General features: G+C 59.1%; 14 protein-coding genes. 3 read left to right on the top strand and 11 right to left on the bottom strand.

Annotated elements, in window-relative coordinates:
• Nucleotides 1-56: 56 nt before the first annotated feature.
• On the bottom strand, nucleotides 57-329 hold the full coding sequence (locus E2L05_RS03955; protein ID WP_133341593.1) for a succinate dehydrogenase assembly factor 2: 273 nt from the start codon (nucleotides 327-329) through the stop codon (nucleotides 57-59).
• On the bottom strand, nucleotides 326-757 hold the full coding sequence (locus E2L05_RS03950; protein WP_243721854.1) for a helix-turn-helix domain-containing protein: 432 nt from the start codon (nucleotides 755-757) through the stop codon (nucleotides 326-328). The genes E2L05_RS03955 and E2L05_RS03950 overlap by 4 nt, the downstream gene beginning before the upstream one ends.
• Nucleotides 758-806: 49 nt before the next feature.
• On the opposite strand from E2L05_RS03950, the gene E2L05_RS03945 reads away from it, so the two are divergent.
• Nucleotides 807-2,009: a pyridoxal phosphate-dependent aminotransferase gene (locus E2L05_RS03945; protein WP_133341592.1), complete on the top strand. Its 1,203-nt coding sequence runs from the start codon at nucleotides 807-809 to the stop codon at nucleotides 2,007-2,009.
• 3 nt (nucleotides 2,010-2,012) lie between these two features.
• Here E2L05_RS03945 and E2L05_RS03940 read toward each other — a convergent pair whose 3' ends face one another.
• Together E2L05_RS03940 and E2L05_RS03935 are read right to left on the bottom strand one after the other, a co-directional pair.
• A complete protein-coding gene (locus E2L05_RS03940) occupies nucleotides 2,013-3,386 on the bottom strand; it encodes an MATE family efflux transporter (protein WP_133341591.1) in 1,374 nt (457 codons plus the stop codon).
• 58 nt (nucleotides 3,387-3,444) lie between these two features.
• On the bottom strand, nucleotides 3,445-4,209 hold the full coding sequence (locus tag E2L05_RS03935) for a hypothetical protein (protein ID WP_133341590.1): 765 nt from the start codon (nucleotides 4,207-4,209) through the stop codon (nucleotides 3,445-3,447).
• Nucleotides 4,210-4,358: 149 nt separating this feature from the next.
• On the opposite strand from E2L05_RS03935, the gene parE reads away from it, so the two are divergent.
• Together parE and E2L05_RS03925 are read left to right on the top strand one after the other, a co-directional pair.
• Nucleotides 4,359-6,320, top strand: a complete 1,962-nt coding sequence (parE, locus tag E2L05_RS03930) for a DNA topoisomerase IV subunit B (protein WP_133341589.1) — start codon at nucleotides 4,359-4,361, stop codon at nucleotides 6,318-6,320.
• Between the two features lie 356 nt (nucleotides 6,321-6,676).
• Complete coding sequence (locus E2L05_RS03925) at nucleotides 6,677-6,898, top strand: hypothetical protein (protein WP_133341588.1); 222 nt, start codon at nucleotides 6,677-6,679, stop codon at nucleotides 6,896-6,898.
• A 163-nt stretch (nucleotides 6,899-7,061) separates the two neighbouring features.
• Here E2L05_RS03925 and E2L05_RS03920 read toward each other — a convergent pair whose 3' ends face one another.
• The 7 genes from E2L05_RS03920 to E2L05_RS03890 form a co-directional block, all read right to left on the bottom strand.
• Nucleotides 7,062-7,682, bottom strand: coding sequence for a hypothetical protein (locus E2L05_RS03920; protein WP_133341587.1), 621 nt, complete (start codon nucleotides 7,680-7,682; stop codon nucleotides 7,062-7,064).
• Between the two features lie 271 nt (nucleotides 7,683-7,953).
• Nucleotides 7,954-8,454, bottom strand: coding sequence for an SPOR domain-containing protein (locus E2L05_RS03915; protein ID WP_133341586.1), 501 nt, complete (start codon nucleotides 8,452-8,454; stop codon nucleotides 7,954-7,956).
• Nucleotides 8,451-9,098 carry a uracil phosphoribosyltransferase gene (upp, locus tag E2L05_RS03910; protein WP_133341585.1) on the bottom strand — a complete coding sequence of 216 codons (648 nt, stop codon included), beginning with the start codon at nucleotides 9,096-9,098 and terminating at the stop codon, nucleotides 8,451-8,453. The genes E2L05_RS03915 and upp overlap by 4 nt, the downstream gene beginning before the upstream one ends.
• Nucleotides 9,091-10,074, bottom strand: a complete 984-nt coding sequence (locus E2L05_RS03905; protein ID WP_133341584.1) for an adenosine deaminase — start codon at nucleotides 10,072-10,074, stop codon at nucleotides 9,091-9,093. Before E2L05_RS03905 ends, upp begins: the two co-directional genes overlap by 8 nt.
• The gene (locus tag E2L05_RS03900) at nucleotides 10,071-11,276 is read right to left on the bottom strand and encodes a phosphopentomutase (protein WP_133341583.1); all 1,206 of its coding nucleotides are present in this window, start codon (nucleotides 11,274-11,276) and stop codon (nucleotides 10,071-10,073) included. Before E2L05_RS03900 ends, E2L05_RS03905 begins: the two co-directional genes overlap by 4 nt.
• Nucleotides 11,276-12,580: a thymidine phosphorylase gene (locus tag E2L05_RS03895; RefSeq protein WP_133341582.1), complete on the bottom strand. Its 1,305-nt coding sequence runs from the start codon at nucleotides 12,578-12,580 to the stop codon at nucleotides 11,276-11,278. Before E2L05_RS03895 ends, E2L05_RS03900 begins: the two co-directional genes overlap by 1 nt.
• 3 nt (nucleotides 12,581-12,583) lie before the next feature.
• On the bottom strand, nucleotides 12,584-12,976 hold the full coding sequence (locus E2L05_RS03890) for a cytidine deaminase (RefSeq protein WP_133341581.1): 393 nt from the start codon (nucleotides 12,974-12,976) through the stop codon (nucleotides 12,584-12,586).
• Nucleotides 12,977-13,085 lie beyond the last annotated feature (109 nt).

Here is a 13,085-nt window from a genome sequence, read left to right as displayed (position 1 = left end):
TATCGAATGTCGCGGGCTTTCCCAAAAATTGGGTTAAGTTCGCAAAGGAAGTTTGTTCAATTTCGAACGACGTGCGCTTGATGGGCCGAAATCCGCGTTATCAATGACAGATAGCGTTCCGGCGTGGGTTGCTGGCCACTGACCCACTGGTACAAATCATGGTCATTCTCCTCCAGCATCTCGTCATACTGATCCAGTTCCGTCGCGGACATTTGCGCCAGCGTGTCATCCGCAAAGCTGGACAGAATCAGATCCATTTCTTTGATCCCACGCCGCATCGAACGCATCTTCATTCGTTTCAGGCGGGCTTCAGGCGTTTCGGTGGTCATGTCACTGGGTCCTTGAGCAATCGGCGCAGGCGCTTTTCAAGCACCCCCACGCGTTCAGCCTCTCTGATAAGGTCGCTGCGCACTTGGCGCAACTCGGTCAACACATCACGAAGATCATCAGACAAAGGCTCTTCATGGCCAGAGCCGTCCAAGCCCTCGCCTTGCGCGGTCAAGAGCCAGGTCAACGACACGCCAAGCAAGCCGGACATCATTTGAAGACGGTTCGCGCGTGGTTCGGCGAGATCCTCTTCCCATTTGTCGATAGTAGAGCTTTTTAGCCCCATACGCCGGGCAAGTTGTTCACGGGTCATCCCCGCCGCTTCGCGTGCACCGGCCAGCCTGTCGCCAAATGTGCTGTTTTCTGCCGTATACCAGTCGCCGTCGTGTTCTGTGTCCGTGTTTTCCGTCGGAATATCTTGATCCATCATGCTGCGCACCATAAGCCACCCTCAGTAACCATGACAACCGGAGAGACCGATGACATTCCTGTCTGCGACCCTTGCCCGCGTGAAACCGTCCCCCACGATCGCGGTCACCACCAAGGCCAACGAATTGAAAGCCGCTGGCAAGGACGTGATCGGCCTCGGCGCGGGTGAGCCCGATTTTGATACGCCGCAAAACATCAAAGATGCGGCCGTTGCCGCCATTGCCAGCGGCAAAACAAAATACACCGCCGTCGATGGCATTCCCGAGTTGAAAAACGCGATCTGTGCCAAGTTCAAACGCGACAACGGGCTGGATTACACCCCGGACCAAGTCACTGTTGGTACGGGCGGCAAACAGGTGCTTTACAATGCCTTGATCGCAACCCTGAATCCGGGAGATGAAGTCGTGATCCCGGCCCCCTACTGGGTGAGCTATCCTGATATGGTCCTGCTTGCGGGCGGCACCCCTGTGGCCGCCGAAGCGTCCAGCCAGACCGGGTACAAACTGACGCCAGAGCAGCTTGAGGCCGCGATCACCCCCAACACCAAGTGGATGATCTTCAACTCGCCCTCGAACCCGACCGGCGCGGGCTATTCATGGGACGAGTTGAAGGGATTGACCGACGTTCTTATGCGCCACCCCCATGTGTGGGTGATGAGCGACGACATGTATGAACACCTTGTCTATGACGATTTCAAATTCTGCACCCCGGCCGAGGTCGAACCGGGCCTTTATGACCGCACACTCACGGTCAATGGGGTTTCCAAAGCCTATGCCATGACGGGGTGGCGTATCGGGTATGCTGCCGGTCCCAAGGCGTTGATTGGTGCCATCCGGAAAGTGCAGTCGCAGTCCACATCGAACCCCTGCTCGATCAGCCAATGGGCTGCTCTTGAGGCGCTCAATGGCACGCAGGATTTTATCCCGGTCAATAACGAAACGTTCAAACGCCGCCGTGATCTTGTCGTCAGCATGTTGAACGCCTGCGAAGGGGTGAACTGCCCGACGCCAGAGGGTGCGTTTTATGTTTATCCGATGATAGGCGGGTGCATTGGCAAAACCAGCGCAGCGGGTACCGAGATCAAGGACGACGAAGCCTTCGCCACCGCCCTGTTGGAAGAAAAGGGCGTGGCCGTGGTGTTTGGGGCTGCCTTTGGCCTGTCGCCATGTTTCCGGGTAAGCTACGCCACATCGGATGAGGCGTTGAAAACCGCCTGTACCCGCATTCAGGAATTCTGCGCAGAACTCAAGTAATGCTCAGGAGCGTGCCGTCTTCTCGGCACGCTCCAACTGCGGCAGGATACGCCACCAGAACCTGTGCATCATTGGAACTGCGGCCATGGTCAAACCGATCCCAAGGCCCAGCCAAATGCCGACACCGCCCAAACCAACCCAAAATCCAAGAAGCAGTGCCGCAGGCGCACCGACCAGCCAATAGCTGATGGCGGCGATCACCATCGGCACTTTGGTGTCCTGAACACCGCGCAGCAGTGACAGCGCCATAACCTGCACACTGTCGGCTAATTGGAACACCGCGGCGGCTGCCAAGAACGTCACACCAACTTGTAAGATAGCGGGCAATTCTGGCTCTGCGGGGTCAAGGAACAAACGGATCAGGGGTTCCGGGACAGTCAAGAACGCCACAAGCGTCAACAGAGCAACGATCAAAGACAGGCTCGACGACGATACGCCAACCCGCCTGAGATGCGCGGAATCCTTGCGCCCAAATGCGCGCCCTGCCCGAACAATTGCAGCTTGGCTCAACCCGATGTGGATCATGAAAACACCTGTGGCAAGCTGAAGCGCGATGCCATGTGCGGCCAATTCAGTGGTTCCGATCCAGCCCATCATCACCGACGAGCCGGAAAACAACGCAACTTCGGCCAGCGTGGTCAACGATATCGGCAACCCAATCCGAACGACCTGTGAAAGTGCGGACCAATCCGGCTTCCAAAGGCGCACAAAAAGCTCGTGCTGAGGTTCACTAACCCGCGCATAAATCGCCAACCCAACGGCCGCCACGATGTTGGTCCCGATCGACGCAATGGCCGCACCACGCACCCCAAGTTCCGGCATGCCCAGATTGCCAAAGATCAAGACCCAATTCATTCCGGCATTCACGACCGCCGACCCAAGCGTTACCCATAACACAACGTGCGTCCGCTCCAGTGCTGAAAGGTAACTCCGCAGCAGCATGATCGTCAGGGCCGGGATCAATCCCCACGCGGCAATCGAAAAATACTGATCGGCAAGCAGCGCGACATTCGCCGCCTGGCCCAACTTCCCGAACAGGTCAGGCGTCAAGAGCAACGGCACAAGGACGAGGATTGCGAACCCCATAGAGGCCCAAAATCCCATACGCGTCACACGCCGAACCGACACATCGTCACCCGCTTCGGCCGCGGCGGCAGCCAAGGGCATAACCCCCCAAGCAAAGCCCGACCCGAACAACAAAAGCAGCATGACAACGGAGTTGGCAACAACCAGTGCTGCAAGGTCGGCCACACCGTACCAGCCAACCATCACAGTATCGGTTACCTGAATCAGGAACTGACCAAGCTGCCCGCCGATCAGAGGCAAGCCAAGCGTAAGTGTCGCCCGAAAATGGGCAGGGTAAGACATTTGGGGCATGCTTGCCCCTATCTCGCCATCAGGCCGGCATCAAGTCGCCTTTACCGTTTTGAATTGCTTATTGCGCCTGCATGTATCGTTGCATGATCCGGCCCAGCCCGCTTTGCCGCTGACTCTTCAACGATGATGTTCCAGGCACGAAGCGAATTCCCCCGGCGAATTCATCATAGCTTGCAATGCCGCGATACTCGTCAAGCGCTTCGCTGTATTCCATGAAGAAACTCATGCCCCAACCGGCCGGGCGGTACTCGACGCCCGCGCCATACGCTTCGCCGTCATTGTCACCCAAAATACCGGCCGACACCGCCAACGCATCGGATGGATAAAACGTTGCTTCGGCTTGGGCAAAGAACCCAGAGGCATCGCGCCCAGGCACCTTCGTCTCGTCCGCGATAAGTTGCATACCAACCAACCCGCGCAGATCCAGCGAAGAGCCGATGCGTTCAATCGAATAGGCAAACTCAGTTGATGTACTCAGATTGTCGAGCGTTATGACACGCGCGCCAAGGCCATAGCGTTGCTTGCCGACTTTACGCGAAAAGACGAACTCACCGCCGTAATTCGCCGGATAGCTCCCGTTCCAGTCGTTGTCATTGCCAAAGCCAATGTCTACGGCGGCGCGCATGCGGCCATCCCCCGCCCCCCACGTCAAACCAGCAGTCAGACGCGCCAAATCGTTGTCGATTTCTTCGGTCGCACCGGGCAACAGAATCTCGTCCCGCGCTGTGTAGCTGAAGGTCGCGTCAAAGTCTGGACCCTCCGCCGATACTGACAAGGGGTACCCAATCAGCGACCCGAGAATGATGAAAGCTGCCCTGCGCATTTTGTTTGCCCTTGATACGTTGCCCCATCATATAGTGGCATGACATAGGGTTAAGATCAACCTTCGGCTGCCCTGTACGCGGTCTTTGATTGCCAGTTCCGGGTGGCCCGCGCTACACTACCGGGCAAACGCAAGAAAAGAGCAGAATAATGGCCAACGACCTTCTCAGCGGCGCATCGCAGCCCGATGCCTATGACGCGTCCTCCATCGAGGTGCTTGAAGGGCTGGAACCCGTGCGCAAGCGCCCCGGCATGTATATCGGCGGCACCGATGAACGCGCGTTGCATCACCTTGTGGCGGAAGTTCTCGACAACTCCATGGACGAAGCGGTGGCCGGCCATGCCAATCGCATCGAGATTGATCTGCACGCCGACGGGTCGATCACCATCCGCGACAACGGGCGCGGCATTCCGATTGACCCGCATCCGAAGTTTCCCGGTAAATCCGCGCTTGAGGTGATTTTGTGCACCCTGCACGCAGGCGGAAAATTCTCGGGCGATTCCTATGAAACATCGGGCGGCCTGCACGGTGTCGGGATCTCGGTCGTGAACGCCCTGTCCGATCACCTGCGTGTCGAAGTGGCCCGTAACAAAGTGCTCTTTGCCCAGGAATTCGCACGGGGCATACCCCAAGGTTCGGTAACCGAGGTCGGACAGGCCCCCAACCGCCGCGGAACCTCGGTCACCTTCCACCCAGATGCGGACATATTTGGAAAATTAAGGTTAAAGCCAGCGCGCCTTTTAAAAATGGTGCGCTCAAAGGCCTATCTTTTTTCCGGCGTGGAAATCCGGTGGAAGTCGGAAATCGACGATGGCGAAACCCCGATGGAGGCGCGCTTTCACTTCCCCGGAGGGCTGGCCGACTACCTGACCGAAACACTGGGAAGCGCGGCGACATATTCCGCCCACCCCTTTTCCGGCAAGGTCTCGTTCAAGGAACGGTTCAACGCTGTTGGTTCCGTGGAATGGGCGGTCAACTGGACCCCCTCGCGCGACGGGTTCATCCAGTCTTATTGCAATACGGTCCCGACACCCGAAGGCGGCACGCACGAAGCAGGTTTCTGGGCGGCGATCCTGAAGGGCATCCGTGCTTACGGCGAGCTTGCCAACAACCGCAAGGCAGCCAGCATCACCCGCGAAGACCTGATCACCGGCGGGTGCGCCTTGGTGTCCTGCTTCATCCGAGAGCCAGAGTTCGTTGGCCAGACCAAAGACCGGCTTGCCACGTCCGACGCGGCACGGCTGGTCGAAGGTGCGGTACGGGATCATTTCGACAATTGGCTTGCCGCCGACACGAAATCCGCCGGGGCGATCCTTGATTTTCTGGTACTGCGCGCCGAAGAGCGGCTCAAGCGGCGACAGGAAAAGGAAACCGCACGCAAGTCAGCCACCAAGAAATTGCGGCTGCCCGGCAAGCTTGTGGATTGCACGCTGTCCGCCCGCGACGGAACCGAATTGTTCATCGTCGAAGGCGACAGCGCGGGCGGCTCTGCCAAAATGGCCCGCGACCGCAAGACACAGGCCCTGTTGCCCCTGCGCGGTAAAATCCTGAACGTGCTTGGCGCGGCGTCGTCGAAAATGTCCCAGAATGCGGAAATAAGCGATCTGTGTCAGGCGCTTGGTGTTGGGATGGGCAGCAAGTTCATGCTGGATGATCTGCGCTATGACAAGATCATCATCATGACCGATGCGGATGTGGACGGGGCGCATATCGCGTCGCTGCTGATGACATTCTTCTTTTCGCAAATGCGCCCGATGATCGATGCCGGGCACCTTTATCTGGCTTGCCCGCCGCTGTACCGCCTGACGCAAGGCGCGCACCGGGTCTATTGCCTTGACGAGGCAGAGCGCGACGAATGGTTGGCCAAGGGCGTGGGCGGCAGGGGCAAGATTGATGTCAGCCGGTTCAAGGGTCTGGGCGAGATGGACGCAAAAGACCTGAAAGACACCACCATGAACCCCGCAACCCGGAAATTGATCCGGGTGAGCATTGACGATGACGAACCCGGCGAAACCGACGATCTGGTGGACCGGTTGATGGGCAAGCGACCCGAAAAACGGTTCGAATACATCACCGACAATGCGAGGTTTGTGGAGGAGTTGGATGTTTGAGCGGTTGGGATTAGCCACGAAATGACTCTGTTGTATATCTCTGAGCACACAGACCTTCAAAAGACCCGGAAAACCCTTTACATTTTCAGCACCCTCACATTGGTGGTTGCGAACCTTGATATAAAAAATAGCGAGTTAGATATTTTCGGCCTAACAGCCTATATAGACAAATCAGATCTTGTTGCTGCTGGTAGACTTTCAACTGCTTTTATTTTCACCATTTTCCTTTTACATTCGCTTTGCTTTCTTGGTTTTCGACGACCCTGGGAGCTATCCACCAGACGGCTGAAGATAAACTAAAAAAGGAAATAGCCGAGATTGAAGAGGGGATGTCTAATCCGCACAATGGCCCCCCCATGGAATTTGAGGATCTTGATCCATGGCATGAGCAATACTATACAATCAGGGATAGCAATAAAAAATATCAGAGCCTTGCAAATTTCGCCTCTCATGCCCAGAAACGCTCTACAGATTTTCTAGTTTCGTTTTTTCTTCCCCTGGCGACCTCAGCGCTCGCCATCTTAAAACCAGAAGCATTGAGTTGGCTACTGAGCGTTTTTCGGATTGCATCAGAATAGAAAGACGTAGTGGCCGACTAAAGCTCGTAGATGTTGTTGCGTGACCTACCTATTAAGCGACGGTGCCCGGCGGCACGCCCCGCCCGCACCCTCGGGTCGGAAGCGGCCCTTGTAACTCACCAGCCAAGGGATCACGCAATACAACAAAGCTCTGACGCTCCGGTCACGTATCGAAACTCGCCATCACATCGACCCCATGCGCCGCCACATAGGCCTGCATGTCGTGCGGATCATCATCTTCGGAAAAGAAGCATCGCCCGGTTTGATAGACCACATCATCCCCCGTGCACATCACACCCCACCACGGGTCCACGACAATTGATCCACCATCCCACTTGTCACCGATCAGAACAAAGCAGTGGTCATTCGGCTCCTTGCAGCTGATATACTGCACCTTACCGATCCCCGCGCCTTGCGCCTTCTCGAACAGATACGCATAGACCACCGCGGCGTTTTCACCGCAGTTGCCCGCCCGATGGGTTTTCGCCCTCTCCGCCAGTTCCAGATAAAAGTCGTGATTGCTTGTGGCCGTGCTGGGGCGTTGGATCTTGCCAGTGGGGTATTCCAGTTTCCAAGTGCCCCGCTTTTTGACCCACTTTACCCCGTCATGCTCCCAACCAGTGTTGTGCTTGACCCACCGCTCGCCGGTATAGCGCGACCGATCCACCGCGACCCCAGCCCAGCCGCCAGTCTTTTTCATGTTGTCTGCTTGATTGTTCGCCCCAATGACAAGCGTGTACTTCGCATGGGAATAGGCCGCCCTTCCCAGTTCATAAGCTGACATCTTCAATCCTATAAATTGACATAAATTTGCAGCAGTCTAGGAGGCTCACCGCCCCTTTGCACAGTCTGGAAAATACGACCTATACGTGTCAATACCACCGACGCGTCACACCGTATGAACGCGGTACCCGCGATGTCTGCGGCTTAAATCTTCGGCGTGCACCGAACCTTTTATGCACTGCCGCGCCAAACCAACTGTCTCGCGCTTTTTGCCCGTAGCCGACCCCACATTGATGCGCCGTGCTGCCGCCTTTTCAACTCGGTGCGGCGTTTCAGGGCTTTTCCCGCAAGAACGCGTCAGGAAACCCGCGTCCGCGCAAATCGATGCGGGCGTCGCTCGCGGTTTGCGCGTCGGGGAACGGCCCCGCGAACAGCACAAAGAGACGCGGAAAATCTTGCCGCAGCAGGCTGTACCCCAACCCGGTCAAATCCGTTGTGATGCGGTCTGCCCGTCGCGTGCCCGTGAATGCGCCAAGCTGAACATAGAACCCGGAAACCGGGAAATCAGGGATGGCGCCGGCGCGGCTGGGCGGAATGCGCGGCAAAGCTTCCGATGCAGACTGCGGGACCGTCGGTTCCAACCCGCAGCGCGGCGCACCTGCCCCATCCAGCCATTGCGCCCAGACCGTTTTCCCGTCCAGCTCTGCGCGTTGAAACGCACAACCGGCACTGTCGACATAGCTGGCCCCGTCAAATTCGGCTGGCGGCGTTTCAGCGGGCTGCGCCATCGCACTGCCCGCCGCCATGGTGACGCAAAGCGCGCGCAAGATCATTTTGTGCCGAACATCCGGTCGCCGGCATCTCCAAGACCGGGATAGATATACCCTTTGTCGGTCAGCCCCGTGTCAAGCGCGGCGGTCACAATCGGCACATCGGGGTGCGCTTCCTTCATGCGTGCCACCCCTTCTGGCGCGGCCAGAAGGCACAGGAAGCGGATGTTCGTGGCCCCAGCGCCCTTAAGCAAGTCGATCGCTGCCGCCGAAGAATTGCCAGTTGCCAGCATCGGGTCCACGGCAATCACCAACCTGTCGCCAAGCCCATCGGGCACCTTGAAATAGTATTGAACCGGCTGAAGCGTTTCTTCATCGCGGTAAAGGCCAACAAATCCGACCCGTGCCGATGGCACCAGTTCGAGCACACCGTCGAGCAACCCGTTACCCGCACGCAAAATGGAAATCAGCGCCATCTTCTTGCCGTCAATGATCGGAGCCTCCATTTCCATCAAAGGCGTGTCGATGGTTTTTGATGTCAGGTCCATGTTGCGGGTGATCTCATAGGCCAGCAGTTGGCTGATCTCTCGCAAAAGTTGGCGGAACTTGCCCGTCGAGGTGTTCACATCGCGCATATGGGTCAGCTTGTGCTGCACAAGAGGGTGTTCCACGACCGTCAGGTGCGGCACTTGGGGGGCGTCAGTCATCGGCGGGCTCCAGTCGTTTTATCAGGTCGGCTTTGGTCTGAGCGTCACAAAAAGCCGCATCGACCGCGGTGCGGTTGATAGCGGCAAACGTGTCTGCATCCCAGCCGAAAGCGTCGCTCAATAGGTCATATTCTCTGCTAAGGCTGGTGTGAAAGAAGGGCGGATCATCGGTAGAAATTGTCACGGGAACACCTGCTTCGCGCAGCCGGTCCACAGGGTGTGCGTGCCAGCTCGGGTAGACACCAAGCGCGACGTTTGAGCCGGGGCAAACCTCAAGAACGATGCCATCGCGCGCCAGCCTTTCAACCAGGGCCGGATCTTCGACGGCGCGCACACCGTGCCCAACCCGCGAGACACGCAGATCATCAACCGTGTCCCGGACAGAAGACGGGCCGCCCCATTCGCCGGCATGTGCGGTCAGGCCAAGCTCCGCTTCGCGCGCCAAGTCGAAGGCCCAGGCAAAATCGCGCGGCCGTCCGGCCCCTTCGTCGCCTGCAAGACCAAAGCCGGTCACAAACTCGCCCGCCGTTTCCGCCGCACACAGCGCCGCGCGCTTGGCCGCGTCAGGGCCAAAGTGCCGGACCGCCGTGGCAATAATCCGCAAGGAAACCCCAAAGCGCGACTCGGCCAATGCCGCCGCATCCTGGGCCGCCGCCACGTAATCGCGCCAGGCCGCCACATCGCCGCCACCGCAAAATTGCGGGCACAGGAACACCTCACTGTAAATCGCGCCCTCTTCGGCTTGTGTTTCGAGCACCGCAAGCGTCAATGCATGGTAATCTTCCGGGCTACGCAGGACCGTGCAGGCCGCTTCATAGACCTTTAGGAATTGACCGAAATCGCGAAACGCGTACATGCCATTGTTGTCAAAGATCCCGGACAGGTTCACATGACGTTTCTTGGCCAAGTCACGGATCAAGGTCGGCGGCGCCGCGCCTTCGAGGTGGAGGTGCAATTCGATCTTCGGCGTCGTCATGGCAGAAAGCTCCGTCCCGGTCCCTGAGCCGGAACACCCAAATGGGCGGCCACGCTCACCCCCACGTCGGCGAAGGAGCAAATTCCAATGTCCCCCCCCCGCGCGCCCGGGCGCAGGCCAAGCACCGGCACACGTTCGCGCGTGTGATCCGTTCCGGCCCATGTCGGGTCATTGCCATGATCCGCCGTCACGATCATCATATCGTCCTTGCGCAGCAATGCCGCCACACGGCCAAGCCCCGCATCTGCCCATTCCAGCGCCCGCGCATAGCCGGCCACATCGCGGCGGTGTCCGTACAGGCTGTCGAATTCCACGAAATTGGCAAAGGTCAGGCTATGATCCGGCGCGTTTTGCACCGCGCGCTCCAGATGGGTCATCAACTCGTGATCTGGCCCTTTGACGACGCTGTCGATGCCGCGTCCGGAAAAGATGTCTTTGATTTTCCCGATCGCGTCGACACGCCCGCCGCTTTCCTGCACCCAGTCACATAAAGTCGGCGCGGGCGGCGCGATGGCATAGTCCCGGCGGTTTTGCGTGCGGGTGAACCCCTGTTCTGCGGTGCCGACAAAGGGCCTGGCGATCACCCGGCCGATCTTTTTTGCGTGCAAGTGCGGCGCCAGTTCGGCGCAACATTGCAAAAGACGGTCCAACCCAAATGCCTCTTCATGAGCGGCAATCTGGAACACACTGTCTGAAGACGTATAGCAAATCGGCCAGCCGCTGCGCAGATGCTCATCACCAAGCCGCGCGATGATCTCTGTGCCAGAGGCAAGGCAATTGCCCAAGATCCCGTCTGTTCCCGCCAATTGCGCGACATGGGCACACAGGTCTGCGTCAAAGGCGGGGCCAGATTTTGGAAAGTAGCCCCAATCCCATGGCACCGGCACACCGGCCAATTCCCAATGGCCAGACGGTGTATCCTTGCCTTTCGACACTTCTTGCGCTGCGCCCCAAATTGCATCCGGGCGAACCCCCGCCAGTGACACGCTGCGCCCAGTGGCAAGTGCCATCGCTGCGCGCAGGCCCAAACTGTCAAGCACCGGGGTCAAAAGCGGCCCGCGACGCCCTTCATCCGCAGCGCCTGCCGCACAGGCTGCTGCGATATGGCCCAGCGTATCTGCGCCTTGATCCCCAAAATCCCCGGCATCAAGCGCACCGCCACATCCGACGCTATCCAAGACGACAAGAAATGCGCGCGGCATCAGTTCACCCTTCCATGCACTAAAGGCGGCGAGACGGCGTCGGTGCCGATCTGTATGGCGGCCTGCACCAACCCTTCTGCTGCGTCGGCATCGGCGTCAGTGGCGGCGTGGATCAAGGCCATCGCATCGCCCCGTGACACTGTATCGCCAAGGCTCAGGACACCGGTCACGCCAACACGCGGGTCGATCACATCATCGGACCGAAGGCGCCCGCCGCCAAGACGCACCACCACCTGCCCCAGCCCGACACCGTCAATGGCCGCAACCCGCCCATCCGTTCGGGCCTTCACGGCACGGATCACAGGCGCCTTTGGCAAGTACTTCGTGGGGTCGTCCAGCAATCGCGCCGGGCCGCCAAGCGCATGAACCATCGCACCAAATTTTTCCGCCGCCGCGCCCGATTGTAACGCTTCCAACGCCGCACGAGCGCCTGATTGCGGATCGCTGCACCGACCGGCAAGGGCAAGCACCTCGCCCGCCAACGCCAGCGACAACGCGCACAGGCGGCTGTCCGGACGCGGCGCACGCAAAACGATCAGAACTTCGGCCAACTCGACCGCATTACCTAGGCTTGGGCCCAACGGTTGGTTCATATCGGTAATCAACGCCCGCGTGGCACATCCGGCAGCCTTTGCCGCCGAAACCAGCGCGCGGGCAAGCTCTTCGGCCTCGGCGCGGGTTTTCATAAACGCACCGCTGCCGCCCTTCACATCCAAAATCAACGCATCCGCACCCGCGGCCAGTTTCTTCGACAGGATGGAGGCCGTAATCAACGCTGCACTGTCCACCGTGCTTGTCTCGTCGCGGATGCTGTACAGCCGCCGGTCTGCCGGGGCGATCCGGTCCGTGGCCCCAACAATCGCACAGCCAACATCGCCTACAATCGCGCGCAAACGCTCTTCACTGACAGAGGTTTTCAGCCCGTCCAACGCTTCGAGCTTGTCAAGCGTACCACCGGTATGGCCCAGCCCCCTGCCTGATAGAAACGGGGCGTAACACCCCAGCGCGGCCAGCACAGGCGCCACGATCAGCGATGTCGCATCCCCCAAACCACCGGTCGAGTGTTTGTCCAGAACCGGACCCGGCAGATCCCATTCCAAAACCCGGCCACTGTCGCGCATGGCACGGGTCAGGGCCGCCGTCTCTTCGTCATTCAACCCGGATTTGCACACAGCCATCGCAAAGGCGCCGGCCTGCGCATCGCTGACCACGCCGCTGGCAAGGCCGCGCGCAAACCATTGCAGTGCCTCGTCATCCAATGTGCGCCCAGCGCGCAGCCGGGCCAGAACGGTCGGTGCATCCATGCGTCAGTCAGCCGGCATGTCGTCTTGACGAAAGGCACCCGGCAGCAAGGCGCCGACCGTCGTCTCAAACCGCGCACCGCCCAGCGTTGCCAGCGTGACGGGCGTATCGGGCCCTGCAAACTCCGCCAACTTCTGACGGCACCCACCGCAAGGCGGCACAGGGCGTGGGCTGTCGGCAATCACCGCGACAGCCGCGATGCGCGTCTCGCCCGATGCGATCATGGCCGCAATCGCCCCCGCCTCGGCGCAGGTCCCTTCGGGATAGGCCGCATTTTCGACATTGCAGCCGACATGCACTTCGCCCCCCGCCCCCAGCACCGCAGCACCAACCTGAAACCGGGAATAAGGCGCATAGGCACGGGCGCGAACATCGGTTGCGGCGCTGACAAGATCCATCCAAACCTCCAAGGGGTGACTGGCCCAAGATTGCGGCGACTGCAAAGGCTTTGCAAGGGGCCGCAACACACACAAGACCGGCAGGCATGCGACTTGGGGCATAGCCTTG

Source organism: Meridianimarinicoccus aquatilis (genome assembly GCF_004358675.1).
Lineage (GTDB): Bacteria > Pseudomonadota > Alphaproteobacteria > Rhodobacterales > Rhodobacteraceae > Meridianimarinicoccus > Meridianimarinicoccus aquatilis.
This window is presented reverse-complemented; position numbering and strand designations above follow the sequence as displayed.

Excerpts from the sequence above, each read along its gene's own strand:
- E2L05_RS03935 (WP_133341590.1), bottom strand. The coding sequence starts at position 4,209 with ATGCGCAGGGCAGCTTTCATCATTCTCGGGTCGCTGATTGGGTACCCC.
- parE (WP_133341589.1), top strand. The coding sequence starts at position 4,359 with ATGGCCAACGACCTTCTCAGCGGCGCATCGCAGCCCGATGCCTATGAC.
- E2L05_RS03925 (WP_133341588.1), top strand. The coding sequence starts at position 6,677 with ATGGAATTTGAGGATCTTGATCCATGGCATGAGCAATACTATACAATC.
- E2L05_RS03940 (WP_133341591.1), bottom strand. The coding sequence starts at position 3,386 with ATGCCCCAAATGTCTTACCCTGCCCATTTTCGGGCGACACTTACGCTT.
- E2L05_RS03915 (WP_133341586.1), bottom strand. The coding sequence starts at position 8,454 with ATGATCTTGCGCGCGCTTTGCGTCACCATGGCGGCGGGCAGTGCGATG.
- E2L05_RS03950 (WP_243721854.1), bottom strand. The coding sequence starts at position 757 with ATGATGGATCAAGATATTCCGACGGAAAACACGGACACAGAACACGAC.
- E2L05_RS03900 (WP_133341583.1), bottom strand. The coding sequence starts at position 11,276 with ATGCCGCGCGCATTTCTTGTCGTCTTGGATAGCGTCGGATGTGGCGGT.
- E2L05_RS03890 (WP_133341581.1), bottom strand. The coding sequence starts at position 12,976 with ATGGATCTTGTCAGCGCCGCAACCGATGTTCGCGCCCGTGCCTATGCG.
- E2L05_RS03920 (WP_133341587.1), bottom strand. The coding sequence starts at position 7,682 with ATGTCAGCTTATGAACTGGGAAGGGCGGCCTATTCCCATGCGAAGTAC.
- E2L05_RS03945 (WP_133341592.1), top strand. The coding sequence starts at position 807 with ATGACATTCCTGTCTGCGACCCTTGCCCGCGTGAAACCGTCCCCCACG.
- E2L05_RS03955 (WP_133341593.1), bottom strand. The coding sequence starts at position 329 with ATGACCACCGAAACGCCTGAAGCCCGCCTGAAACGAATGAAGATGCGT.
- E2L05_RS03895 (WP_133341582.1), bottom strand. The coding sequence starts at position 12,580 with ATGGATGCACCGACCGTTCTGGCCCGGCTGCGCGCTGGGCGCACATTG.
- E2L05_RS03905 (WP_133341584.1), bottom strand. The coding sequence starts at position 10,074 with ATGACGACGCCGAAGATCGAATTGCACCTCCACCTCGAAGGCGCGGCG.
- upp (WP_133341585.1), bottom strand. The coding sequence starts at position 9,098 with ATGACTGACGCCCCCCAAGTGCCGCACCTGACGGTCGTGGAACACCCT.